Source organism: Pseudomonas syringae pv. coryli str. NCPPB 4273 (assembly GCF_000972175.1).
Taxonomy (GTDB): domain Bacteria; phylum Pseudomonadota; class Gammaproteobacteria; order Pseudomonadales; family Pseudomonadaceae; genus Aquipseudomonas; species Aquipseudomonas syringae.
The window spans coordinates 160610-179422 of sequence record NZ_AWQP01000004.1 but is presented as its reverse complement, the minus strand read 5'-3'; the positions used below and the strand labels follow the sequence as shown (position 1 = coordinate 179422).

The 18813-nt window shown below is 58.5% G+C and carries 14 protein-coding genes; 5 read left to right on the top strand and 9 right to left on the bottom strand.

Annotation, left to right across the window (positions count from 1 at the left end):
- Positions 1–53: 53 nt before the first annotated feature.
- Entirely contained in the window at positions 54–680 is a 627-nt protein-coding gene (locus P406_RS02655; RefSeq protein ID WP_046235250.1) for a TetR/AcrR family transcriptional regulator, read from the bottom strand.
- A gap of 110 nt (positions 681–790) precedes the next feature.
- Here P406_RS02655 and P406_RS02650 point away from each other — a divergent pair, with 110 nt between their 5' ends.
- From P406_RS02650 to P406_RS02640, 3 genes are all read left to right on the top strand, one after another.
- Positions 791–1996, top strand: coding sequence for an MFS transporter (locus tag P406_RS02650; RefSeq protein WP_046235249.1), 1206 nt, complete (start codon positions 791–793; stop codon positions 1994–1996).
- Between the two features lie 103 nt (positions 1997–2099).
- Positions 2100–2417, top strand: a complete 318-nt coding sequence (locus P406_RS02645; RefSeq protein WP_003411168.1) for a helix-turn-helix domain-containing protein — start codon at positions 2100–2102, stop codon at positions 2415–2417.
- The gene (locus P406_RS02640) at positions 2410–3699 is read left to right on the top strand and encodes a type II toxin-antitoxin system HipA family toxin (protein WP_046235248.1); all 1290 of its coding nucleotides are present in this window, start codon (positions 2410–2412) and stop codon (positions 3697–3699) included. Before P406_RS02645 ends, P406_RS02640 begins: the two co-directional genes overlap by 8 nt.
- 117 nt (positions 3700–3816) lie before the next feature.
- Here P406_RS02640 and P406_RS02635 read toward each other — a convergent pair whose 3' ends face one another.
- The 8 genes from P406_RS02635 to P406_RS02600 all read right to left on the bottom strand — a co-directional run bounded on the left by P406_RS02635 (position 3817) and on the right by P406_RS02600 (position 11782).
- Positions 3817–4743, bottom strand: coding sequence for a PfkB family carbohydrate kinase (locus P406_RS02635; protein ID WP_046235247.1), 927 nt, complete (start codon positions 4741–4743; stop codon positions 3817–3819).
- Positions 4733–6202, bottom strand: a complete 1470-nt coding sequence (locus tag P406_RS02630) for a purine-cytosine permease family protein (protein WP_046235246.1) — start codon at positions 6200–6202, stop codon at positions 4733–4735. The genes P406_RS02635 and P406_RS02630 overlap by 11 nt, the downstream gene beginning before the upstream one ends.
- A 160-nt stretch (positions 6203–6362) precedes the next feature.
- Positions 6363–7376: an ADP-ribosylglycohydrolase family protein gene (locus P406_RS02625; RefSeq protein ID WP_046235245.1), complete on the bottom strand. Its 1014-nt coding sequence runs from the start codon at positions 7374–7376 to the stop codon at positions 6363–6365.
- Positions 7373–8092 (bottom strand): GntR family transcriptional regulator, encoded by a 720-nt coding sequence (locus P406_RS02620; protein WP_046235244.1) that lies wholly within the window; start codon positions 8090–8092, stop codon positions 7373–7375. The genes P406_RS02625 and P406_RS02620 overlap by 4 nt, the downstream gene beginning before the upstream one ends.
- A gap of 177 nt (positions 8093–8269) precedes the next feature.
- Positions 8270–8746 carry a thioesterase family protein gene (locus P406_RS02615; protein ID WP_003411151.1) on the bottom strand — a complete coding sequence of 159 codons (477 nt, stop codon included), beginning with the start codon at positions 8744–8746 and terminating at the stop codon, positions 8270–8272.
- A gap of 107 nt (positions 8747–8853) precedes the next feature.
- On the bottom strand, positions 8854–9819 hold the full coding sequence (locus P406_RS02610; RefSeq protein WP_046235243.1) for an L-carnitine dehydrogenase: 966 nt from the start codon (positions 9817–9819) through the stop codon (positions 8854–8856).
- A gap of 57 nt (positions 9820–9876) precedes the next feature.
- Entirely contained in the window at positions 9877–10764 is an 888-nt protein-coding gene (gene cdhC / locus P406_RS02605) for a 3-dehydrocarnitine:acetyl-CoA trimethylamine transferase CdhC (protein WP_046235242.1), read from the bottom strand.
- A 73-nt stretch (positions 10765–10837) separates the two neighbouring features.
- On the bottom strand, positions 10838–11782 hold the full coding sequence (locus P406_RS02600) for a choline ABC transporter substrate-binding protein (protein WP_046235241.1): 945 nt from the start codon (positions 11780–11782) through the stop codon (positions 10838–10840).
- 193 nt (positions 11783–11975) lie between these two features.
- Here P406_RS02600 and P406_RS02595 point away from each other — a divergent pair, with 193 nt between their 5' ends.
- Positions 11976–12920, top strand: a complete 945-nt coding sequence (locus tag P406_RS02595; RefSeq protein ID WP_046235240.1) for a GlxA family transcriptional regulator — start codon at positions 11976–11978, stop codon at positions 12918–12920.
- Between the two features lie 749 nt (positions 12921–13669).
- A complete protein-coding gene (locus tag P406_RS02585; protein WP_046235238.1) occupies positions 13670–18808 on the top strand; it encodes a RecQ family ATP-dependent DNA helicase in 5139 nt (1712 codons plus the stop codon).
- Positions 18809–18813 lie beyond the last annotated feature (5 nt).

Sequence of the window (18813 nt, the reverse complement as noted above, 5' to 3'; positions counted from 1 at the left end):
AGAGTCTGGCGTCCTCGACGCCTCCCGAACCTCATCCAGATTGAGTTTCAGGGTCAATGATTGTCGGCAACACTGCCCAGGCTGTCCCACAGCCTCATCACCTGGGTCACTGCAGCGTCCAGTGTGGCATGTGGGACACCGTCGCGCGCCAGTGTAGACAAGCCCAGAAGAAAACTGTCAAACACGGCCGCGAGCGTTTCCGGCATTACCGTTGCAGGTAACTCGCCTGCTGCAATGGCGCGCTGGATGCAGGCAACGATACCTGTACGGTTCAGATTCCTGGCCCGCGCAAGAGGTTCGGAAATGGCCTTGCTCTCGTCCGAGCAGGCGCTCATCAGCCCTAAAGCCACCAGGCACCCCGTGGGATGCCCTGGCTCGCACTGCATTTTCGCAGAGCGGCGAAGGGTGAGTTCAATTGCGTCTTTGGGCGGCAGGTTCGTATCGAACAGGCTGTCGGTGACCCGGCCGTAGGTGTCGAGGTAACGCTCCATCACTTCATTGAACAGGGCCTGTTTAGAGCCAAACGCTGCGTAGAAGCTCGGTGCCGTGATGCCGCCACCGATGGTTGCCTTGAGCTGGCTGAGGGAGGTTGCATCGTAGCCGTGCTCCCAAAACAGATGCAGCGCCTGAGTGATCGCTAAATCACGGTCAAATGTACGCGGACGCCCCAGCTGTGCCATATCGAGTCTCCTTCGGAATTAATTAAATACTAATCGATACATAAGTCATTGACCACCTCACTTCATCTGCCTATATTTGTACCGATCAGTATATTAGTGAGGGTTTTAAAATGACTACAGATGAAAAGCAGGGCGAAACACTCCCGCTGGGGGCGTTGCTGGCGCTGGCAATGACGGGGTTCATCTGCATTGTCACCGAGACTTTGCCGGCGGGTTTGTTGCCGCAGATCGCCGACGGGCTGGAAGTGTCCGCATCGTTTGCCGGACAGATGGTGACTGTTTATGCGTTGGGTTCATTGCTGGCCGCCATTCCACTGACGATCGCCACGCAAAGCTGGCGGCGCAGAACGGTATTGCTGGTGACGATTATCGGCTTTCTGGTTTTCAACAGCGTCACTGCGCTGTCTTCCAGTTACGGACTGACCCTGATCGCAAGGTTTTTCGCAGGCGTCTCGGCGGGCCTGGCGTGGAGCCTCATCGCCGGTTACGCACGGCGCATGGTGGTCCCGCAACTGCAAGGGCGCGCATTGGCTGTAGCGATGGTCGGCACGCCTATCGCCTTGTCGCTGGGCGTGCCTCTGGGCACCTGGCTTGGCGGGTTCATGGGCTGGCGCATGGCGTTTGGCTTGATGTCCGGGATGACCGTGCTGTTGATCATCTGGGTGCTGGTCAAAGTGCCGGACTATCCGGGCAAGTCCTCCTCACAGCGCATGGCGTTACGTCAGGTCTTTTTCACGCCCGGCGTACGCTCGGTGCTGGGCGTGGTTTTCACCTGGATGCTGGCTCATAACCTGCTTTACACCTACGTCGCTCCCTTCGTTTCCGCGGCGGGGCTGGCGAATGATGTGGACCTGGTATTGCTGGCATTCGGGGTCGCCGCACTGGCGGGCATCTGGGTTACGGGACGGTTGGTTGATCGCCATCTGCGCAAGACGGTGCTTGCCAGCCTGGCAACCTTCGCAGCGGTGTCAGTGTTCTTCGGCGTGTTTTCCGGCTCTGCAACGGCCATTTACATCGGCGCTTTTATCTGGGGCCTGACCTTCGGCGGTGCCGCCACGCTGCTGCAAACCGCGCTCGCCGATGCGGCAGGCGATGGCGCAGATGTAGCGCTTTCGATGAACGTCGTGGTCTGGAACAGCGCCATCGCAGGCGGAGGGTTATTGGGGGGCGTGTTGCTTGGCCACTGGGGAGCAGGTTCCTTTCCCTGGGTCTTGTTGATGCTTTTGCTGCTGAGCCTGTTGATCGCACTGCGCGCAGGTGCTCATGGTTTTGCACGGGGCAGCCGGCTGGACCGGGAATGTGGTCTGGCAGGGTGATCTGCTCAAGACCCGTAATATGGACGTCAAGCTGCTTGCTGATGTAGGGGGTTAATTCTATAATTTTGTGAATTAAATGGCTGAATCGGGCTTTATACACATTATGTTGGATTTAAGCTTCAGCAAGCCCGGTGAGATCGTTAAGCGCCTTTGTGACCGTCTGCGCACAGAGCGTCTGGCGCTGAATATGACACAAGCCGACCTCGCCGGGCGTGCCGGCATCGGCACAAATACGGTCTCCAACCTCGAAGCCGGACGCAATGTCGGATTCGAGAACGTCGTTCGGGTGGCTATGGCTCTCGGCCGAACCAAGGAACTCGAAGGCCTGTTTCTGCCAAAGCTGGACAGCATCGAAGACATTCGACGCTACGAATACAGCGCCAATCGTCTCCGTACAAAGAGGAAGCCCGGCGATGCTTGAGCAGGTTAACGTCTTCTACGAGGGCTGGGGTGAGCGATGGCAGTGGGGCACGCTGGTCTCGACGACCGCTTTGACCGGTCGCCCGCTGATCGTGTTCGAATACAGCAATGAAGCCAGACAAAGGGGCCTGGAACTGTCCTCCTATACGCTGCCCCTGGAGGGGGCCAGGTTGCGCCGAGACTTCCCGGACCATCAGCTGTACTTGCCAGGGCCTGTTTACGACTCGTTGCCGGATGGATGGGGCATGTTGTTGATGGACCGTCTTTTCAGGCGCCGCGGGCTCACCACCGCGCGCATCGGCCCTCTGGAACGGCTGGCCTACATCGGTAGCAGCGCAATGGGCGCCATGACGTTTGAGCCCGTGGCGCCCGAAGGGCAGGAATCTGACGTCCACATCCCGCTGGAACAACTCGCCGCCGATGTGAAGCAAGTACTGCGTGGAAACGGTGGCGAGTTCCTGCAGGCATTGCTGCTGGTGGGTGGCTCGCCTCAAGGTGCAAGGCCCAAGGCTCTCGTCTATCGCGATCCTGAAACTGGCGGGTTTACCACTGCGGCTACGCCGGGATTTGAAGCATGGTTGATCAAGTTTCCGGCCAAAGAAGAACACGCAGAAGTGTGCGCCATCGAAATGGTCTACGCCGAGTGCCTGCGCATGTGCGGTATCGAGACCCCTGACACCCAGCACTTCAATCTGCCTGATGGCCTGGCAGCGTTTGCCAGTAAGCGATTTGACCGTCGCGATGGTCTACGGATACCCATGCAAAGCCTGGCCGCCTTTACGGGGGCAAATTACCAGTCTCCGGGTGTCTTGGACTACGTCAACTTTTTGCGGGCAACACAAATGTGTACCAACGATGTGCGAGAGATGGCACGCGCGTTCGAACGTGCCGTTTTCAACGTTGCGTTCAACAACCGAGACGATCATCCCAAGAACTTCGCCTACATCATGGCGCAGGACGGTCAGTGGAAACTGTCGCCGGCTTACGACGTAACCTTCTGCGAGGGGCCAAGCGGATACCATCAGATGGACGTGATGGGAGAGGCGCTGGAGATTTCCCGTGCGCAAATGCTTCGGCTTGCCGAGGAAGCCGAGATGTCCCCGGACGCTGCAACTGGAGTGATTGACGGCATGTGTGATGTAGCGAGCCGGTTTACAGCCATCGCCGAGAACCTGTGCCCGCAGGTTATTACTCGAGACACCCTGCGCATGATCCAAAGCCGCATTGATCAGAACGTAGCCCGGTTACACCACAGTCAGGCCGACGGCGGTCGGCACGGGTGACTTTAATAAACGATGCTGCCGTATGCTTCGAGCGCTCAGGGCCGTGTGGAAGACTTTGAGCATCCGCAAACTTGCCTGTCATTGTCTCCATCACGGTGCAGCGCGGCTCAAGCCAGCCTAGAAATCGGCCCCCACCAGCGCATCTACCTCTTCACGGCCAGGCGCCGTCGCCGGCCCCCGGCGGGTGACCGCAATCGCTGCTGCCGCATTGGCGCGCAGCGCCGCGCGGTCGACACTGCTGCCTCTGGCCAACTCGGCCAGCAGCACACCCGCGTGGGCGTCGCCGGCTCCATTGGTGTCGATTGCCGTGACGGCAAAGCCGGGTATGAGCCGCGTCTGTCCAGCATGGTGGATCCAGCAACCGGCTGGGCCGTCACGAATCACTATGAGCGCATCTTCGCGCAGAATGGACGCCAGCCTGTGGAGCGCGTCGGTTGGCGTCCGGGTTTGCGTGAAGCGCAGGGCTTCTTCGCAGTTGCTGGACCATAAGCTGATCAGCGGAAGTACGGCGCGCATCTCGACGCTATGAAGCGCATCAACCAATGGGCCTGGGTCGAATACCACGGCAGTGCCGCTAGGTAATCCGCCCAGCCAGGCGAGCAGCGCTGTCACCTTGTTTTTGTGGACCAGGCTGTAGCCGCTGACAAATACGTAATCTTCGGCGCTGACCTGCACGCCGTGCAGGTCAGCGGCAGACAAACCACCTTCAGCGCCCACATAGGAGATGAACGAGCGCTCGGCCGAGGCTTCCACCAGGGCAACGGCAAGGCCGGTGTCCTCACCGGGAACAGGCATCGTAGCAATCTCCACACCTTCGTCGCGCATGGCCTGGCGAGCAAGGTCGCCGAAGCGGCCCTGGCCATGGCGACCCAGGTAAACGGTGCGCAAACCATTGCGGCAGGCAGCGGCCATGACATTGAAGCCGCCTCCGGCCTCGAACGTGGCGCTGGTCGCCAGCACATCTCCGCCCGACGGCGGCAGGCGGTCGATGGCCATGACCAGGTCAACCACGACCTGGCCGGTGTAGAACAATTTAGCGGGCATGGGCAGCCTCTTCGGTAAAGATGCGGCGATCACGTGCCCCGCCGAGCAGCGCATACAGGCCACCGGCGACAATGAAGGTCACGATCCAGCCCAGGCCGTTATGGCCCAGCCAGGAATCGGCGAGGAAGCCTTTGAACAGCACATGCTCCGGAGTGGTGGCCACGGTGGTGAAGCTGAAGCCAAGCACGATTGCCAATGCCCACGAACCCAACGCGCGCCATTCGACGCCGCCGCGATACCAGTAAGCGCTGCGTGAGGTCTGGTCCAGCAGGTCTTTTGGGGAGTAGATGTGGCGGTGCAGCAGGTCGACGACAAAGATGCCGACCCACGCGGTAATGGGCACCGCCAACATCGAGATGAACGTAATGAAGGGGCCGTAGAAGCTGTCGGCGATCAGCATGAAATAGATCGAACCGGCAAAGATCGCGATGATATCGACGATGACCGCGTGTACTCGCTTGACCTTCAGGCCGAGGGTCAAAGTGGTCAGGCCGGCCGAGTAGACCGACAGGTTGTTGGACAGCAGCAGGCCGCCGAAGGCAGTGATCAGATAGGGCACGGCCATCCAGGTAGGCAACATTTCGCGAATGGCGATGATCGGGTCGGTGGCTGACGCCAGATGATCGTTGCCCACCGACAACAGGCCGCCGAGAGTGATCAGCAAGACCAGTGGTATCCCCGCGCCAAACGCTGCCGAGGCCACCAGTCGAGTGGCCTTGACGCTGGCGTGCTGATAGCGCGACATGTCGGCGCCCGCGTTGGCCCAGCCGATACCGGTGCCTGCGGCCATGGTGCCGACGCCGATGATCATCGCACTCAGTGGCGCTGCCGGCGCGTCGAAGACCAGGCTCCAGTCGATGTGGGTGAGTAGAAAGCCACCGACCACCAGGTTCAGCGCGCCGAACAGGTAAGTCGCCCATTTCTGGATGACCAGCAAGGTGGCATGGCCCAGGCCCGAGACGGTCAAAGTCAGCAGCACGAACAAGGCGATGAACACCAGGGTCAGGCCGGGCGAGTTTTTTGCCTCCACGGGGGTGCCGAAAAGGATCGCGAACAGTGATAACAGTACGAACGCGGCAGTGGTGGTGTTGACCGTTTCCCAGCCCAGCCGCGACATCAGCGAAACCAGCGTAGGCCCGATATTGCCTCGTACCCCGAAGATGGCCCGGGACAGCGTCAGGCTCGGGGCCCGCCCGCGGCGCCCGGCAATGGAGATCACGCCCACCACGGCGAAAGAGCCGGCGGCACCGAGGATGGCGACGATAATTGCCTGCCAGATGGCCAGCCCCTGGAACGCTACCAGTGTGGCACCAAGCGGCAAGCCCAGGATGCTGATATTGGCGGCGAACCAGACCCAGAACAACTGCAGGGGGTGGCCGTTGCACTCGTTTTCAGGAACTGGCTCGATGCCGCGGGTTTCCAGCTGACCCGCACCTTGAGAGGGGGACGATGTAGTCATTTGCGTTGCTCCTATTGCCTTTATTGTGGTTGTGGCAGTACGTCAGCAGGTGCAATCCAGTGCAAATTGGCTTTTCCGAAATCGGGTCAGCCTGATCGCCGCTCGGAAGGCTGAGGGCGAGGGTGATCTCGTTCACAGTGGGCGAGCACAGTCCGGTCCATCAACCGGTGCGCAGGGCCAGCAGCTGTTCGACCAAAGGCGCGAGGTGGAGCGCGTTGACCGCATCAATTTGCTCTATCAACGCCGCCGGCCAGGCGTGCATGCCGTTGCAGGCACCCAGCATGGCACCGAGAATGGCGGCAATCGTGTCGGTGTCGCCGCCCAGGCTGGCTGCCATGCACACCGCATCGAACGGACTGAGCTGGCTGCTCGCCACGCGGTGGGCGAGGGTGAACGCAGCGACCACTGATTCCTGCGAGGCGACCGAGGTGCCAATCACGTCGTGCACTCGGTCGGCCAGCTGTTCGTCTGTGCAGTCGGCGCACAGTGCCTTGGCCCATTGAATGCGCGCGGCGATACGCCCACCCGCAACCCAATGGCCATGGCGTTCGGCACTCAGAGCTACCTCAGTACCTATCTCCAGAGCTTCGGTCAGGGGCGCGCCATTGATCCCGGCGGACACCACGGCCGCGACCGCCGCCGCGCTGGAGATGCCCAGCGTGGTGTTATGGGTCACCTGACAGGCTTGCACCACCAGCGCCATGAAGGCCTCGCGGTTGCTCACGTCGCCCGCGATGCCTACCGGGGTGATGCGCATTGCCGCGCCATTGGTGGTGCCGAAGCGGCCGGCCTCTTCAGGGCTGTGGCCGTCAAGGATCATTTCGATCGCGCGCTTGGTCGATGGCCCCAGCAGGTCGTAAGAGCCCTTGGCTTTCATCGCGGCTTCCCACTCGATCAGGCTGTGGGCCAGGGCTGTCGGGTCGATGCTGCCGCCGCCGGCCACCAGCAACTGTGCTACCAGGATGGCTTGCTCGGTGTCATCGGTAATGGCGCCGGCCGGCATGTTCGGTGCGATCGGCTGGTCGGCATCGGCGCCGATCAGCGTACTGATACGGCCATAGCGTTGCAGGATCAACGCGCGCGGCAGCGACTGCGTCGGCATGCCCAAGGCGTCGCCCAAGGCCAGGCCATAAAAGGCGCCCAGGCCTCGGTCTTGCAGAAATGTTGCGCTCATGTGGACGATCCGAAGGCGAGATGAAGGCGAAAATGCACGGGGTCCAACAGGCTCTCCACGTGCTCCATAAAACGTTCACGGCGGTCAAAGGTCGTGCGCACGGCCTTGAGAAACACCGTGCCGGGCTCGCGTGCCAGCAGCACGGCGTCATCACGATTCAAAGGCCCTGCGCCGATCCACTGATCGCCCTTGTCGCCGATGAAGCCGTGGGCGGCCATGGTCACCGTCAGTGACTGCTCCAGCAGACCGTTTTGCGGCAGGTTTTCCAGACCATCAACCGCCGGGATCAATGCACGCTCGAGAGAAACGATACTGCCATCGGCGGCGATACGCCGGCGGTCCAGGGCCACCAGGCTGGAAGTGCCCAGGCGCACTTCCAGGTCGGGCCGTTGCACCGCTACCAGGCGCAGGATTTCGGTGCGCACGCCAGCACCCGTGTCGGCCAGGGCTTGGGCCCAGCCGGCACGTTGGTCCAGGCTGAAGCCGTCGTAGGTGACAATCGAACCCACACCGGTCTGGGTGGCAATGAAGTTACGCCGCTTGAGCTCGGACAACGCTTCGCGCAGCGTGCCGCGGCTGACGCTGAATTCCTGGGCCAGGAGATTTTCCCCGGGGAGCAGGGCGCCGGAGCTCATCTGGCCGCTTTCGATGCGGCGGATCAGCTCATTGATCACCTGGGTTTTTTTGTCGAATCGAACCTGTCTAGTCATGTACATTTTATAGTTGCATGTTGGGTTGGAGTGCAAGCTGTTTTTGTGCACAAATTGAGATGCGAGGCACCAATGTTTAACGGGTTACGCGAATGATGCTCGCAGTTCGACAAGTCACCTTCCAGTGCCAGCCAGGGCAGTCCGATGTGTGTCAAGGCTTTGGCAGTAGGAGGGTTTTTTCGATTATTTTCCAGCGTGCAACCCGATCACCCGGCCGAGGAGTTTGGGCCTTGGCAGATCGGACTGCCCGGCGCTTATAGCGTCAAGTCTTTCCTTTGTTGCCTCGGTAAACATCGTTGCATGCGGGCCGCTTAGGTCGACGTGCAACAGCATTTGCTCATTGCCAGCCAGCTCCATGTCATCACCTGCCAAATGCAGGCTGTGATAGAGATGCACGCGCTTGGCGTCGTGGGCGATCAGTTGGGTATGCACCTCGACCTCGGCGCCGAGTTTCACTTCGTGCAGGTAGTTGAGGTGCAGTTCCAGGGTGAACAGCGAGTGGCCGCTGGCTTCGCGGTTATCGCTATCCAGTCCCAGGGCGTCCATCAGCCCGTCAGTGGCGTAGCTGAAAATCAGCAGGTAGAACGCGTCACGAAGGTGGCCGTTGTAGTCGACCCAGTCGGGTTGGACTCGGGTGGTGTAGGTGGTCAGTGCAGGCATGTCGGAGGATTCCGGGTCAGTTCTGATCAAATGAGGTAACTGGCGTGCTTTGCAGGGTGATGGAAGACTCACAGCCACCCACCGGAGGCAAGCCAGCTACCGTAGGTTCATTCCGCGAAGCTCATGCCATGCCTGGCCTTGGTAGTCTTTACCGCCTCCAGCACGGCGAGCAAGCAATCGTCACGGTAGCGCTCCAATGCCGAAATACTGTGTTTACCCAACTGGTCAGTGGTGCCGTCGACCACATCGTCGATCAGTTTTTCGGTCAGTTCCGGGGCCGGCAGGTAGGTCCACGGCAACTGCAACGCCGGGCCGAACTGAGTCATGAAGTGGCGCATGCCTGCATCGCCACCCGCCAATGTGTAGGTGAGAAAGGTGCCCATGAACGACCAGCGCAGTCCGGCGCCGAAGCGAACCGCATCATCGATTTCACCGGTGGTCGCCACGCCGTCATTGACCAGGTGCAGCGCCTCGCGCCATAGCGCTTCGAGCAAGCGGTCAGCGATAAAGCCGGGGACTTCCTTGCGCACATGCAGCGGGCGCATACCGAGTGATTCATAGACCTTGATTGCCGCCTGTATGGCCGCCGGAGCGGTATTTTTGCCGCCCACCACTTCCACTAACGGCAGCAGGTACACCGGATTGAACGGGTGACCGACTACACAGCGTTCCGGGTGCGCGGAGCCTTCGTAGAAGTCACTTGGCAACAGGCCGGACGTACTTGAACCAATTAACACATTCGGCCTGGCCGCCGCGCTGATCCTGCCGTGCAGATCCAGTTTCAGTTCCAGGCGTTCCGGGGCGCTTTCCTGAATGAAGTCGGCGTCGCTGACACATTCCTCGATGGTGGCCACAAAGCGCAGGCGGTTCTGGGATGCACCGGGTACCAGACCCTGTCGTTCCAGCGCACCCCAGCAATTGGCGACACGGTTACGCAACGCTGCTTCGGCGCCGGGCGCGGGGTCCCAGGCGACCACATCCAGGCCATGGGCGAGGGCGCGGGATACCCATCCACTGCCGATGACGCCGCTGCCAAGAGCGGCGAAGGTTTTGATTTCAGTGATAAAGCTCATGGCGACGCTCCTGAAGAGTGCGGTGATTCAATCACAGGGTTTTATGTCCTGAAGGCATTAGTCGCGCTTGGCAAGGCCCATCTTGATGCGGCCTTCTGCCGGGGTCATGACTCGTGCGCCCAGGCGGCTGAGAATTTCACTGGCGCGTTCCACCAATTGACCGTTGTTGGCGAGCACGCCCTTGTCCAGCCACAGGTTGTCCTCCAGACCGACACGGACGTTGCCGCCCAGCAACACCGCTTGCGCGGCCATCGGCATCTGCATGCGGCCAATACCAAAGCCCGCCCACACCGCATCGGCGGGCAGATTATCGACCATGGCTTTCATGGTGGTGGTGTCGGCTGGTGCGCCCCATGGAATACCCAGGCACAGCTGGAACAGCGGGTTGTCGAGCAGACCTTCCTTGATCATCTGTTTGGCGAACCACAGGTGGCCGGTGTCGAAAATTTCCAGCTCGGCCTTTACGCCCAGCGCCTGGATACGTCTGGCGCCGGCACGCAGTTGCGACGGGGTGGACACATAAATAGTGTCGCCGTCGCCAAAGTTCAGGGTGCCGCAGTCGAGGGTGCAGATTTCCGGCAGCAGTTCCTCGACATGGGCCAGACGTGTCATTGGGCCGACCAGATCGGTATTGGCACCAAACTCCATCGGGCGTTCACCGCCGCCAATCTCCAGATCGCCACCCATGCCAGCGGTGAGGTTGACGATGATGTCAATGTCGGCCTCCCGAATACGCTCCATCACTTCGCGGTACAGCGCCACGTCGCGGCTGAACTTACTGGTGTGCGGGTCGCGCACATGACAGTGCACCACGGTGGCACCGGCTTTGGCGGCCTCAACCGCGGCGGCCGCGATTTGCTTGGGCGTGACCGGTACGTGAGGGCTTCGGGCGGTCGTGTCGCCAGCACCGGTGAGTGCGCAGGTGATGATGACGTCGTGGTTCATGGGTGGCTCCTTACAGGCGTGAGGACGCCGTTCGCGACCCTGGAGGATCGCGAAACGGCCGTTCAAAATCAGGTTATTGGCTGCTCAATTGAAGGTTTGCCGCAGCCGGTTTGCCGTCGAAGGTGGTGACGCCTTCAAGCCAGCGCGCCTGGTCTTGAGGATGGTCTTTGAGCCACTGTCTGGCGGACTCAAGAGCATCCTTGTGATCCAGTAGCGGCTGCATCATCCGGCTCTCGTCGGCGGCGGTGAACGTCAGGTTAGTCAGCAATCTATGCACGTTGGGGCACTGTTCGGCATAAGTCGGCGAAGTGACCGTCCACACCGTAGCCATGCCCTCGTTCGGGCCCAGGGCGTCGTCGCTGCCATTGAGGTAAGTCATCGCCACGTTGACGTTCATCGGGTGCGGCGTCCAGCCGAAAAACACCACGGCTTCCTTGCGGCGTACGGCACGGTCCACGGCGGCGAGCATGCCGGCTTCGCTGGACTCCACCAGCTGGAACCTGCCCAGGCCGAACTGGTTTTTGGCGATCATTGCCTTGATCTGGGTATTGGCGCCTGAACCAGGCTCGATGCCGTAGATTTTGCCGCCCAGTTCCTTCTCGAACCTGGCGATATCGGCAAAGGACTTCAGGCCCTTGTCCGCCAGGTAAGTCGGCACGGCGAGGGTGGCGCGAGCGTCTTCCAGGCTCGGTTTGTCGAGCACTTTGACTTTCCGGGCCTCGACAAATGGCGTGATGGTCTGGGTCATCAGCGGGTTCCAGTAGCCCAGAAAGAGATCCAGGCGCTGGTCGCGGATGCCGGCGAAAATGATCTGCTGGGAAGCGCTGGTCTGTTTGGTCTTGTAACCCAGGCCGTCGAGCAACACTTGGGTCATGGCGCTGGTTGCGATCACGTCGGTCCAGTTCACCACACCCATGCGCACGTTCTGGCATGAAGCGGCATCAGCCGCCATTACATTGCTGCTCAAGAGCGCGCTGGCGCTGAGTGCAAGCACGCTGCAACTAATCAGTCGGTTCATGGTGGGGCCCTCGGCAGATCGTTATTGTGGGGTGTCGGCGTCTTTGTGCACCGTGGAAACAAATTACCCTGCCTGGAGGGCGGCCAAGCGCACTGCAGCGACCCGCTTTTGCACTGCGGCGACCTGCCCCTTGAATGCGCCCATGAACGGGAGTATCAACGTGCCACGCTGCAGGTCCGAGGAGAGCGTTACCATGGCCCAGGATTTCTATTTTTTGCTGATGCCGGGGTTCTCGGCCATCGGCTTTATCTCCGCGCTGGAGCCCTTGCGGGTGGCCAACCGCTTTGGTGGCGAGCTGTACCGCTGGCACGTCCTGAGCGCCGATGGCGGCGCGGTACAGGCGAGCAACGGCATGTCGGTCAACGCCGACGCGGCGCTTGAGTCGCTGAAAAAAGACGCGACCCTGCTGGTAGTGGCTGGCTTTGAACCGCTGCAGTTCGCCACGCCGGCCCTGCAGCAATGGCTGCGTCGCCTTGATCATGAAGGCGTGACCCTGGGCGCCATCGACACTGGCGCCTGCGTGCTCGCTGAAACCGGCTTGCTCGATGGCCATCGCCTGACCCTGCATTGGGAAGCCATCGAAGCGTTCAAGGAGTCCTACCCACAGCTCACCGTGACCCAGGAACTGTTCGAGATCGATCGCCGCCGCATCACCTGCGCAGGGGGCACAGCGTCCATCGACCTGATGCTCGACCTGATCGCCCAGGCGCACGGCCCCGAGTTGGCGATTCAAGTGTCCGAACAATTCGTACTGGGCCGCATCCGCACGCGCAAGGACCACCAACGCATGCAGATCGCTACGCGCTATGGCATCGCCAACAAGAAGTTGGTGCACGTGATCGGAGAGATGGAACAGCAAACCGAACGCCCCCTCAGCACGCTGGCCCTTGCCGAAGCGATCAACGTCACCCGGCGCCAGCTGGAACGCTTGTTTCGCCTGCACCTGAACGACACGCCGAGCAACTTCTATCTGGGCCTGCGCCTGGAGAAAGCCCGGCAACTGCTGCGGCAAAGCGGTCTGAGTGTGCTGGAAGTGAGCATCGCCTGCGGGTTCGAATCGCCGTCGTATTTCACCCGCAGCTATCGAGCGCGGTTTGCGAAATGCCCTAGGGAGGATCGGCGGCGGGAGGGGGGTTGAGCTTTACTTTCAGGGGGCGAGATTGGGCTTTGCGTAGGCAGGTTTTGGTGTTGGTTATAGCTGTACTCTTCGACTAGTGTTGGTAGCAATAGAAGCAGGAGCGCCGATTTGAGTGATTATGTTTGCGCGTTTAGCGGGCGGCCTGTAGAGGTGTAGGCGATGGGGAGATAATTCGTTTAGAGGCTATCCGGATTTCCCCAAAAACATTTTTACTGGGCTCTGGGCCGGTAGTTTCAGTTTGAAAAAATCTTCATATGCCCTCAATTTTTCCCCCAGTCAGACGGCATACATGAACGATCATGAATGGCGATTCAAGATACGGTCTGAGATCTTCCAGGTTGTGTGGGAGCTTCTGGTGAAAGACAATGCCGAAATAAGTCGTCACACGGGTGAAGCACATAGGTAGGAACCGCTCGAACAGCGTCTGCTTTGCTTCGACGAGCTCGTCCAGCCCGATGAGGAACACCGCATCGAACTAGAGCACTTTGATATGTTGAACATCGAACACCCGGATATCGTAATGATTACCCAATGACTGGCCATCGACACAGGGGACTGGGAGAAAATTTCTGCTCTCTAGCTTCTCGGTAAACGCTTCTGAGACGGGTTCGCTTGCTTCATAAAACCCAATCCTCGACACCACCTGCCCATGTTGGAACTTCACCGCAATCTCGCGTACCTATCCGCACTGTGCCAGTTGAAGTTAAAATGCCAGTATGCGAGAGGTTTATTACAAGGATGCTGTTCAAATGGTTTTACCGGATCAACCTAAAAGCCTGATTTTTGACCTGGAAGTCGTCCCCGGCAAACCCAATCAAACTGACCGCATATTTATGGTTGGTGCGATGCGTCCTGATAAGGACGAGGAGCTTGAGCATAAGGTCAACAAGGACTTGCCTGCAGTGCTTGAGGCCCTTGATCGCTTAGGGCAGGGCGCTAGCTTTGTACTTGGCCATAACGTTATCGACCATGATTTACCCATACTTCTAGAGCAAGCTGCGCATCTGGCATTACACCAGCTGCCGGTGATAGACACCCTACGCCTATCGCCTTTGGCCTTTCCACAAAACCCGTATCACCGGCTGGTCAAAGATTACAAACTCATTCGTGACAGCCTCAACTCACCACTGTCCGATTGCCGCTCAACCTTGACACTGTTCAATGATCAGCGGCGAGCATTCAAAGATCTGAGTATTAATCTGCAATCAGAACTGCTCTGCTACCAAGCGCTGCTCGCTCCAATGCCAGATAGCGACCTGGGGGCGTTCTTTACCTCGATAACTGGTCAGGCGCCTAGATCCCTCAAAGAAATTCGTCACCTGATCCCAGAGCTACTTAGGGAAACTGACCCAACGTTGACGCGCACTTCCAAGGTTTGCAGTAAACGACTGAACCAGTTGTTGCAACGCGACCTCATGGACGACAGCCAGCGTTGGCCACTTGCTTATGCGCTGGCCTGGCTGCGCGTGTCAGGCGGCAACTCGGTTCTGGCACCTTGGGTACGCCATCAATTTCCTGCAACAGGTAAATTGATTGCTGAACTGCGTGATATTCCTTGCGGGGAGAGCCACTGCGACTATTGCAGCACCACTCATGATCCTCGCCACGAGCTCAGGCGCTACTTCGCTCCTATTCAGGACTTTCGGACCGAACCAGACGGACGCTCCTTACAGCATGACGTGGTGCTGGCAGGCATGCAGGGCAAGCACGTGCTCGCGATTCTTGCGACAGGGGGCGGAAAATCCTTGTGCTACCAGTTACCGGCGCTGAACCGCTTTCACCGCAACGGCAGCTTGACGATCATCATCTCGCCGCTGCAGTCGCTGATGAAAGATCAGGTCGACGGCCTACTGGCTCGTAACGTCCAATGCGCTGCAACTTTGAATGGTCTGTTGACCATGCCCGAGCGGGCCGAGGTGCTGGAGAAGATCCAATTAGGCGATGTGGGCATTTTGCTGGTATCCCCCGAGCAGTTTCGCAATATGGCTTTTCGCCGCGCGATCTCCCAGCGTCAGGTCGGCGCCTGGATCTTCGATGAGGCGCATTGTTTGTCCAAATGGGGCGCAGATTTTCGCCCGGATTACCTCTATGTATCGCGCTTCATCAAGCAGTTCTCTGGGGACGGTCCGCTCGCGGCGATTGGCTGCTTTACGGCTACGGCCAAACCTGATGTGCTTGAGGACATCGAACAGCATTTCAAAGAGCAGTTGGGCATAACCTTCAAGCACTTTATCGGTACCCACGAGCGTACCAATCTGCACTTCGAGGTCCTGCCGTGTTCTCGCTCAGAAAAGCGCCACCATGCTCAGACGTTAATTGAGGAAGAGCTAGGCACCAGCAAGGGTGGCGCGGTGATATTCGTTTCAAGCCGAAAAGGCGCTGAAGAGCTTGCAGACTTTTTGATCGGCCACGGATGGGCTTGCAAATACTTCCACGCTGGGCTGGAGCCACATGAAAAAAAAGATATTCAGGACGCCTTCAAGGGCGGGGAACTGAAGATTATCGTGGCCACCAACGCTTTTGGCATGGGCGTCGACAAACCCGATATTCGCTTGGTGATACATGCTGATATTCCGGGGTCGCTCGAGAACTACTTACAAGAAGCCGGTCGCGCCGGTCGCGATCAAGGGCATGCTCGGTGCGTACTTCTGTATGACGCTCAGGACATCGAAAACCAGTTCGGGATGTGCGAAGGTTCGAAACTGACCCTGCGTGATATCCAGCAAATCCTGCGCAAGTTGCGCAAGGAGAGCGACCGACGCAAGGGCAGCAGGCTCGTCATCACTGCCGGTGAGGTGCTGATGGATGAGCATGTTGATACTAGCTTTGAAGCCGGAGAACGTGATGCTGAAACCAAGGTAGTCACGGCAGTGTCCTGGCTTGAGCGAGGGCAGTTTTTAAAACGAGAGGAGAACCAGACCCAAATCTTTCCGGCAAGCCTGAAGCTGACTAAGGAGGAGGCCGATAAGCGTCTGGCCACCGTTAATTTATCGGCCAGGCGACTCGAAGAATTCAGGGCTATTTTGAGTTATCTGTACGAGGCTAATGTCGACGAGCGAATCAACACCGACGCCTTGATGGCTCTGACTAGCCTCACGTCCGAAGAAGTCACGGCGACACTGCGTCAGATGGAGGACTTGGGGCTTTTGGTTAACGACTCTAAGCTGACCTTATACGTCCGACATGGTGTCGTGTTCCCTTCCACTCAACGTCTGCAAGCCACCTTACAGCTCGAGTCTGCCTTGTTCGACCTGCTGCAGGAACTGGCGCCTGAGGCCGAGAGTGGGGAATGGCAGGACCTGAACGTGCCACTGTTGACCTCGACGCTCAAAACAGCTTCTGGTAACAAGGACCTGATACCGCTTCACGTGTTGCGACTGCTGCGCAGCCTGGCCCAAGATCACGACAGCAATAGCCAGCAGCGCAGCAGTTTCGAACTGCGCCAGATCACTCAGGATTTCCTCAAGTTGCGCATCCGCGGCGGCCACAACTGGAGAGCTATTCAAGGGCTGGGAGAGCGTCGACGTGCTTTGGCCGCTGTCGTCCTCACGTTTTTGATTGGCAAATTACCGCCGGGTTCACGCAACAAAGACCTGTTAGTGGATACTACGTTCGGCGAACTTATGGGCCTGATTGATCTGGATCTTGAGCTGCGCACTAGAATCCCAGAGTCGCAGCGCCGCAAGGCCGTTGAGCACGTACTGCTGTACCTGCATAAGCAAGAAGTGATTACGCTGAACCACGGCATGACCGTCATGCGTCGGGCTATGACGATTGAAGTCGAGGGGGGAAAGCGCACCGGATTCCTGAAAGATGATTATCAGCGTCTTGATGAGCACTACCGAGAAAAACGTATTCAGGTTCACGTCATGCGCGAGTATGCCGAGGTTGGGCTTGGCTCGATGGGCTATGCCCTGGATCTCGTTCAGCACTATTTCACACTAGCCAAACAGGAGTTCATTCGCCGCTACTTCGTAGATCGCGAGGAGGTACTTAAACTAGCCACGAGTGAGGAATCTTGGCGTAGCATTGTTGAGAAGCTTAGTGCTGCCCAGCGGATTATCGTGTCCGATGATGATGATGTGAATCGCCTGATTCTGGCTGGGCCCGGCTCCGGCAAAACGCGTGTGATCGTGCATCGAATCGCTTACCTGTTGCGAGTTCGTCGCGTTCCGGCGCGCTGTATCGTGGCTTTGACGTTCAACCGGCACGCAGCAAATGAGATCAAGCAGCGCCTGATCAAGTTGGTTGGCGCTGATGCCTTTGGGGTCAACGTGATGACGTATCATCGCATGGCCATGCGCCTGACGGGCACTCGCTTCGAGCGAGGTGAAACGCTTGAAGAAGGGCGATTAGCCCAGGTGATGGGAGAGGCTGTTGAGTTGCTTGAAGGCAAGCGTCAGGTAGAAGGGGAGGACGATCTGCGCGAGCAATTGATGCGAGGCTACCGCTACATCCTCGTTGATGAATACCAGGACATTGATGACCTGCAGTATCGGCTCGTAAGTGCGCTGGCCGGGCGTAAGTCTGAAGAAGAAGGGCGCTTGTGCATTTTGGCAGTCGGTGACGATGATCAGAACATCTACGCCTGGCGGGATACGAATAACCGCTATATAGAGCGCTTTCGCGAAGAGTATTCGGCTACAAAGAACTATCTGGTCGACAACTACCGTTCCAGCGGTCGCATCATTGATGCGGCTAACCGGGTTATTGGTCGTAACCCAGATCGCCTGAAAAAGGACCATCCGATTCAGATTGATACTGTTCGTCGCGCAATGCCGAAAGGCGGTGACTGGGAAACCCTCGACATTGAGCGGGAGGGGCGCGTGCTTCGCCTCAAAATAGACGCTCAGGGCCACGCACGGGCTAATCTGCAAGCCCAGGCAGCGATGACAGAGTTGCAGCGCCTGCTCAGTTTGGACAGCGAGGATTGGCATGGGTGTGCCGTGCTAGCCCGCACCCATCAAAACCTGCTGCCCCTTCAGGCGTGGTGTGAAGCTCACGGCGTTCCATATTGTTTGGCAGCCGACAAGGAAGGTGTCTTACCTCTCACCGCTCAACGTGGCTTCGTGCAGGCTGTTGAAATACTAAGAGAGATTACCGAACCGCTGAGTGCCTCCGAGACATGGACATATCTAGGTAAGAGGCAGCTCGGGCCAGAATGGTACGACATGTTACTCGTCGCCTTTGATCAGCTAACAGCCGAGTTCGGACAATGTCCGCTAAGTGCTGAGATCCTGCTCGATTGGCTCTATGACTATTTCCGGGAGCTGCGTCAGCAACCTAGAAAGGGTCTCTATCTGGGCACTGTCCACTCCGCCAAAGGCCTGGAGTTCCGCCACGTAGTCGTGCTTGACGGCGGCTGGTCCACGCAGCCTGAAACGCTTAGCGATGAGCGTCGACTCTACTACGTGGGCATGACTCGCGCCGAGCAGACTTTAACCTTGTGTGAATACCCAGAAGGCAATCCTTTCTGCAGCCAACTTACGGAAGAGGTCATGGCGCGAACCTTCCAAGGAGAATACCTTGCGGAGCTGGAGAAGCGTTACCTACAACTCTCTTTGAAGGACATTGATCTTGATTATGCTGGGCGTCAGAACCCTACGGCATCAATACACAAGGTATTGGCAGCGCTTGAACCTGGCGACATACTTTCGTTTAAAGCTCATGAAGATAGATATCTGATTCAGGACGCCAACGGTTATGTTATTGGCCGTACAGCAAAATCATTCAGCCTAGATCTTGATATTGAGGAGTGTGAAGTGGCGGCTATTTTGGTTCGGCGTTCTGACCGGTGTGAAGAGTCGTTTCGAGCTTATCATCGTTCGCAAGAGTGGGAGCTAGTCGTGCCGAGAATCGCTGGCCGGGTCGTAATGAGCGATACATAACTTTG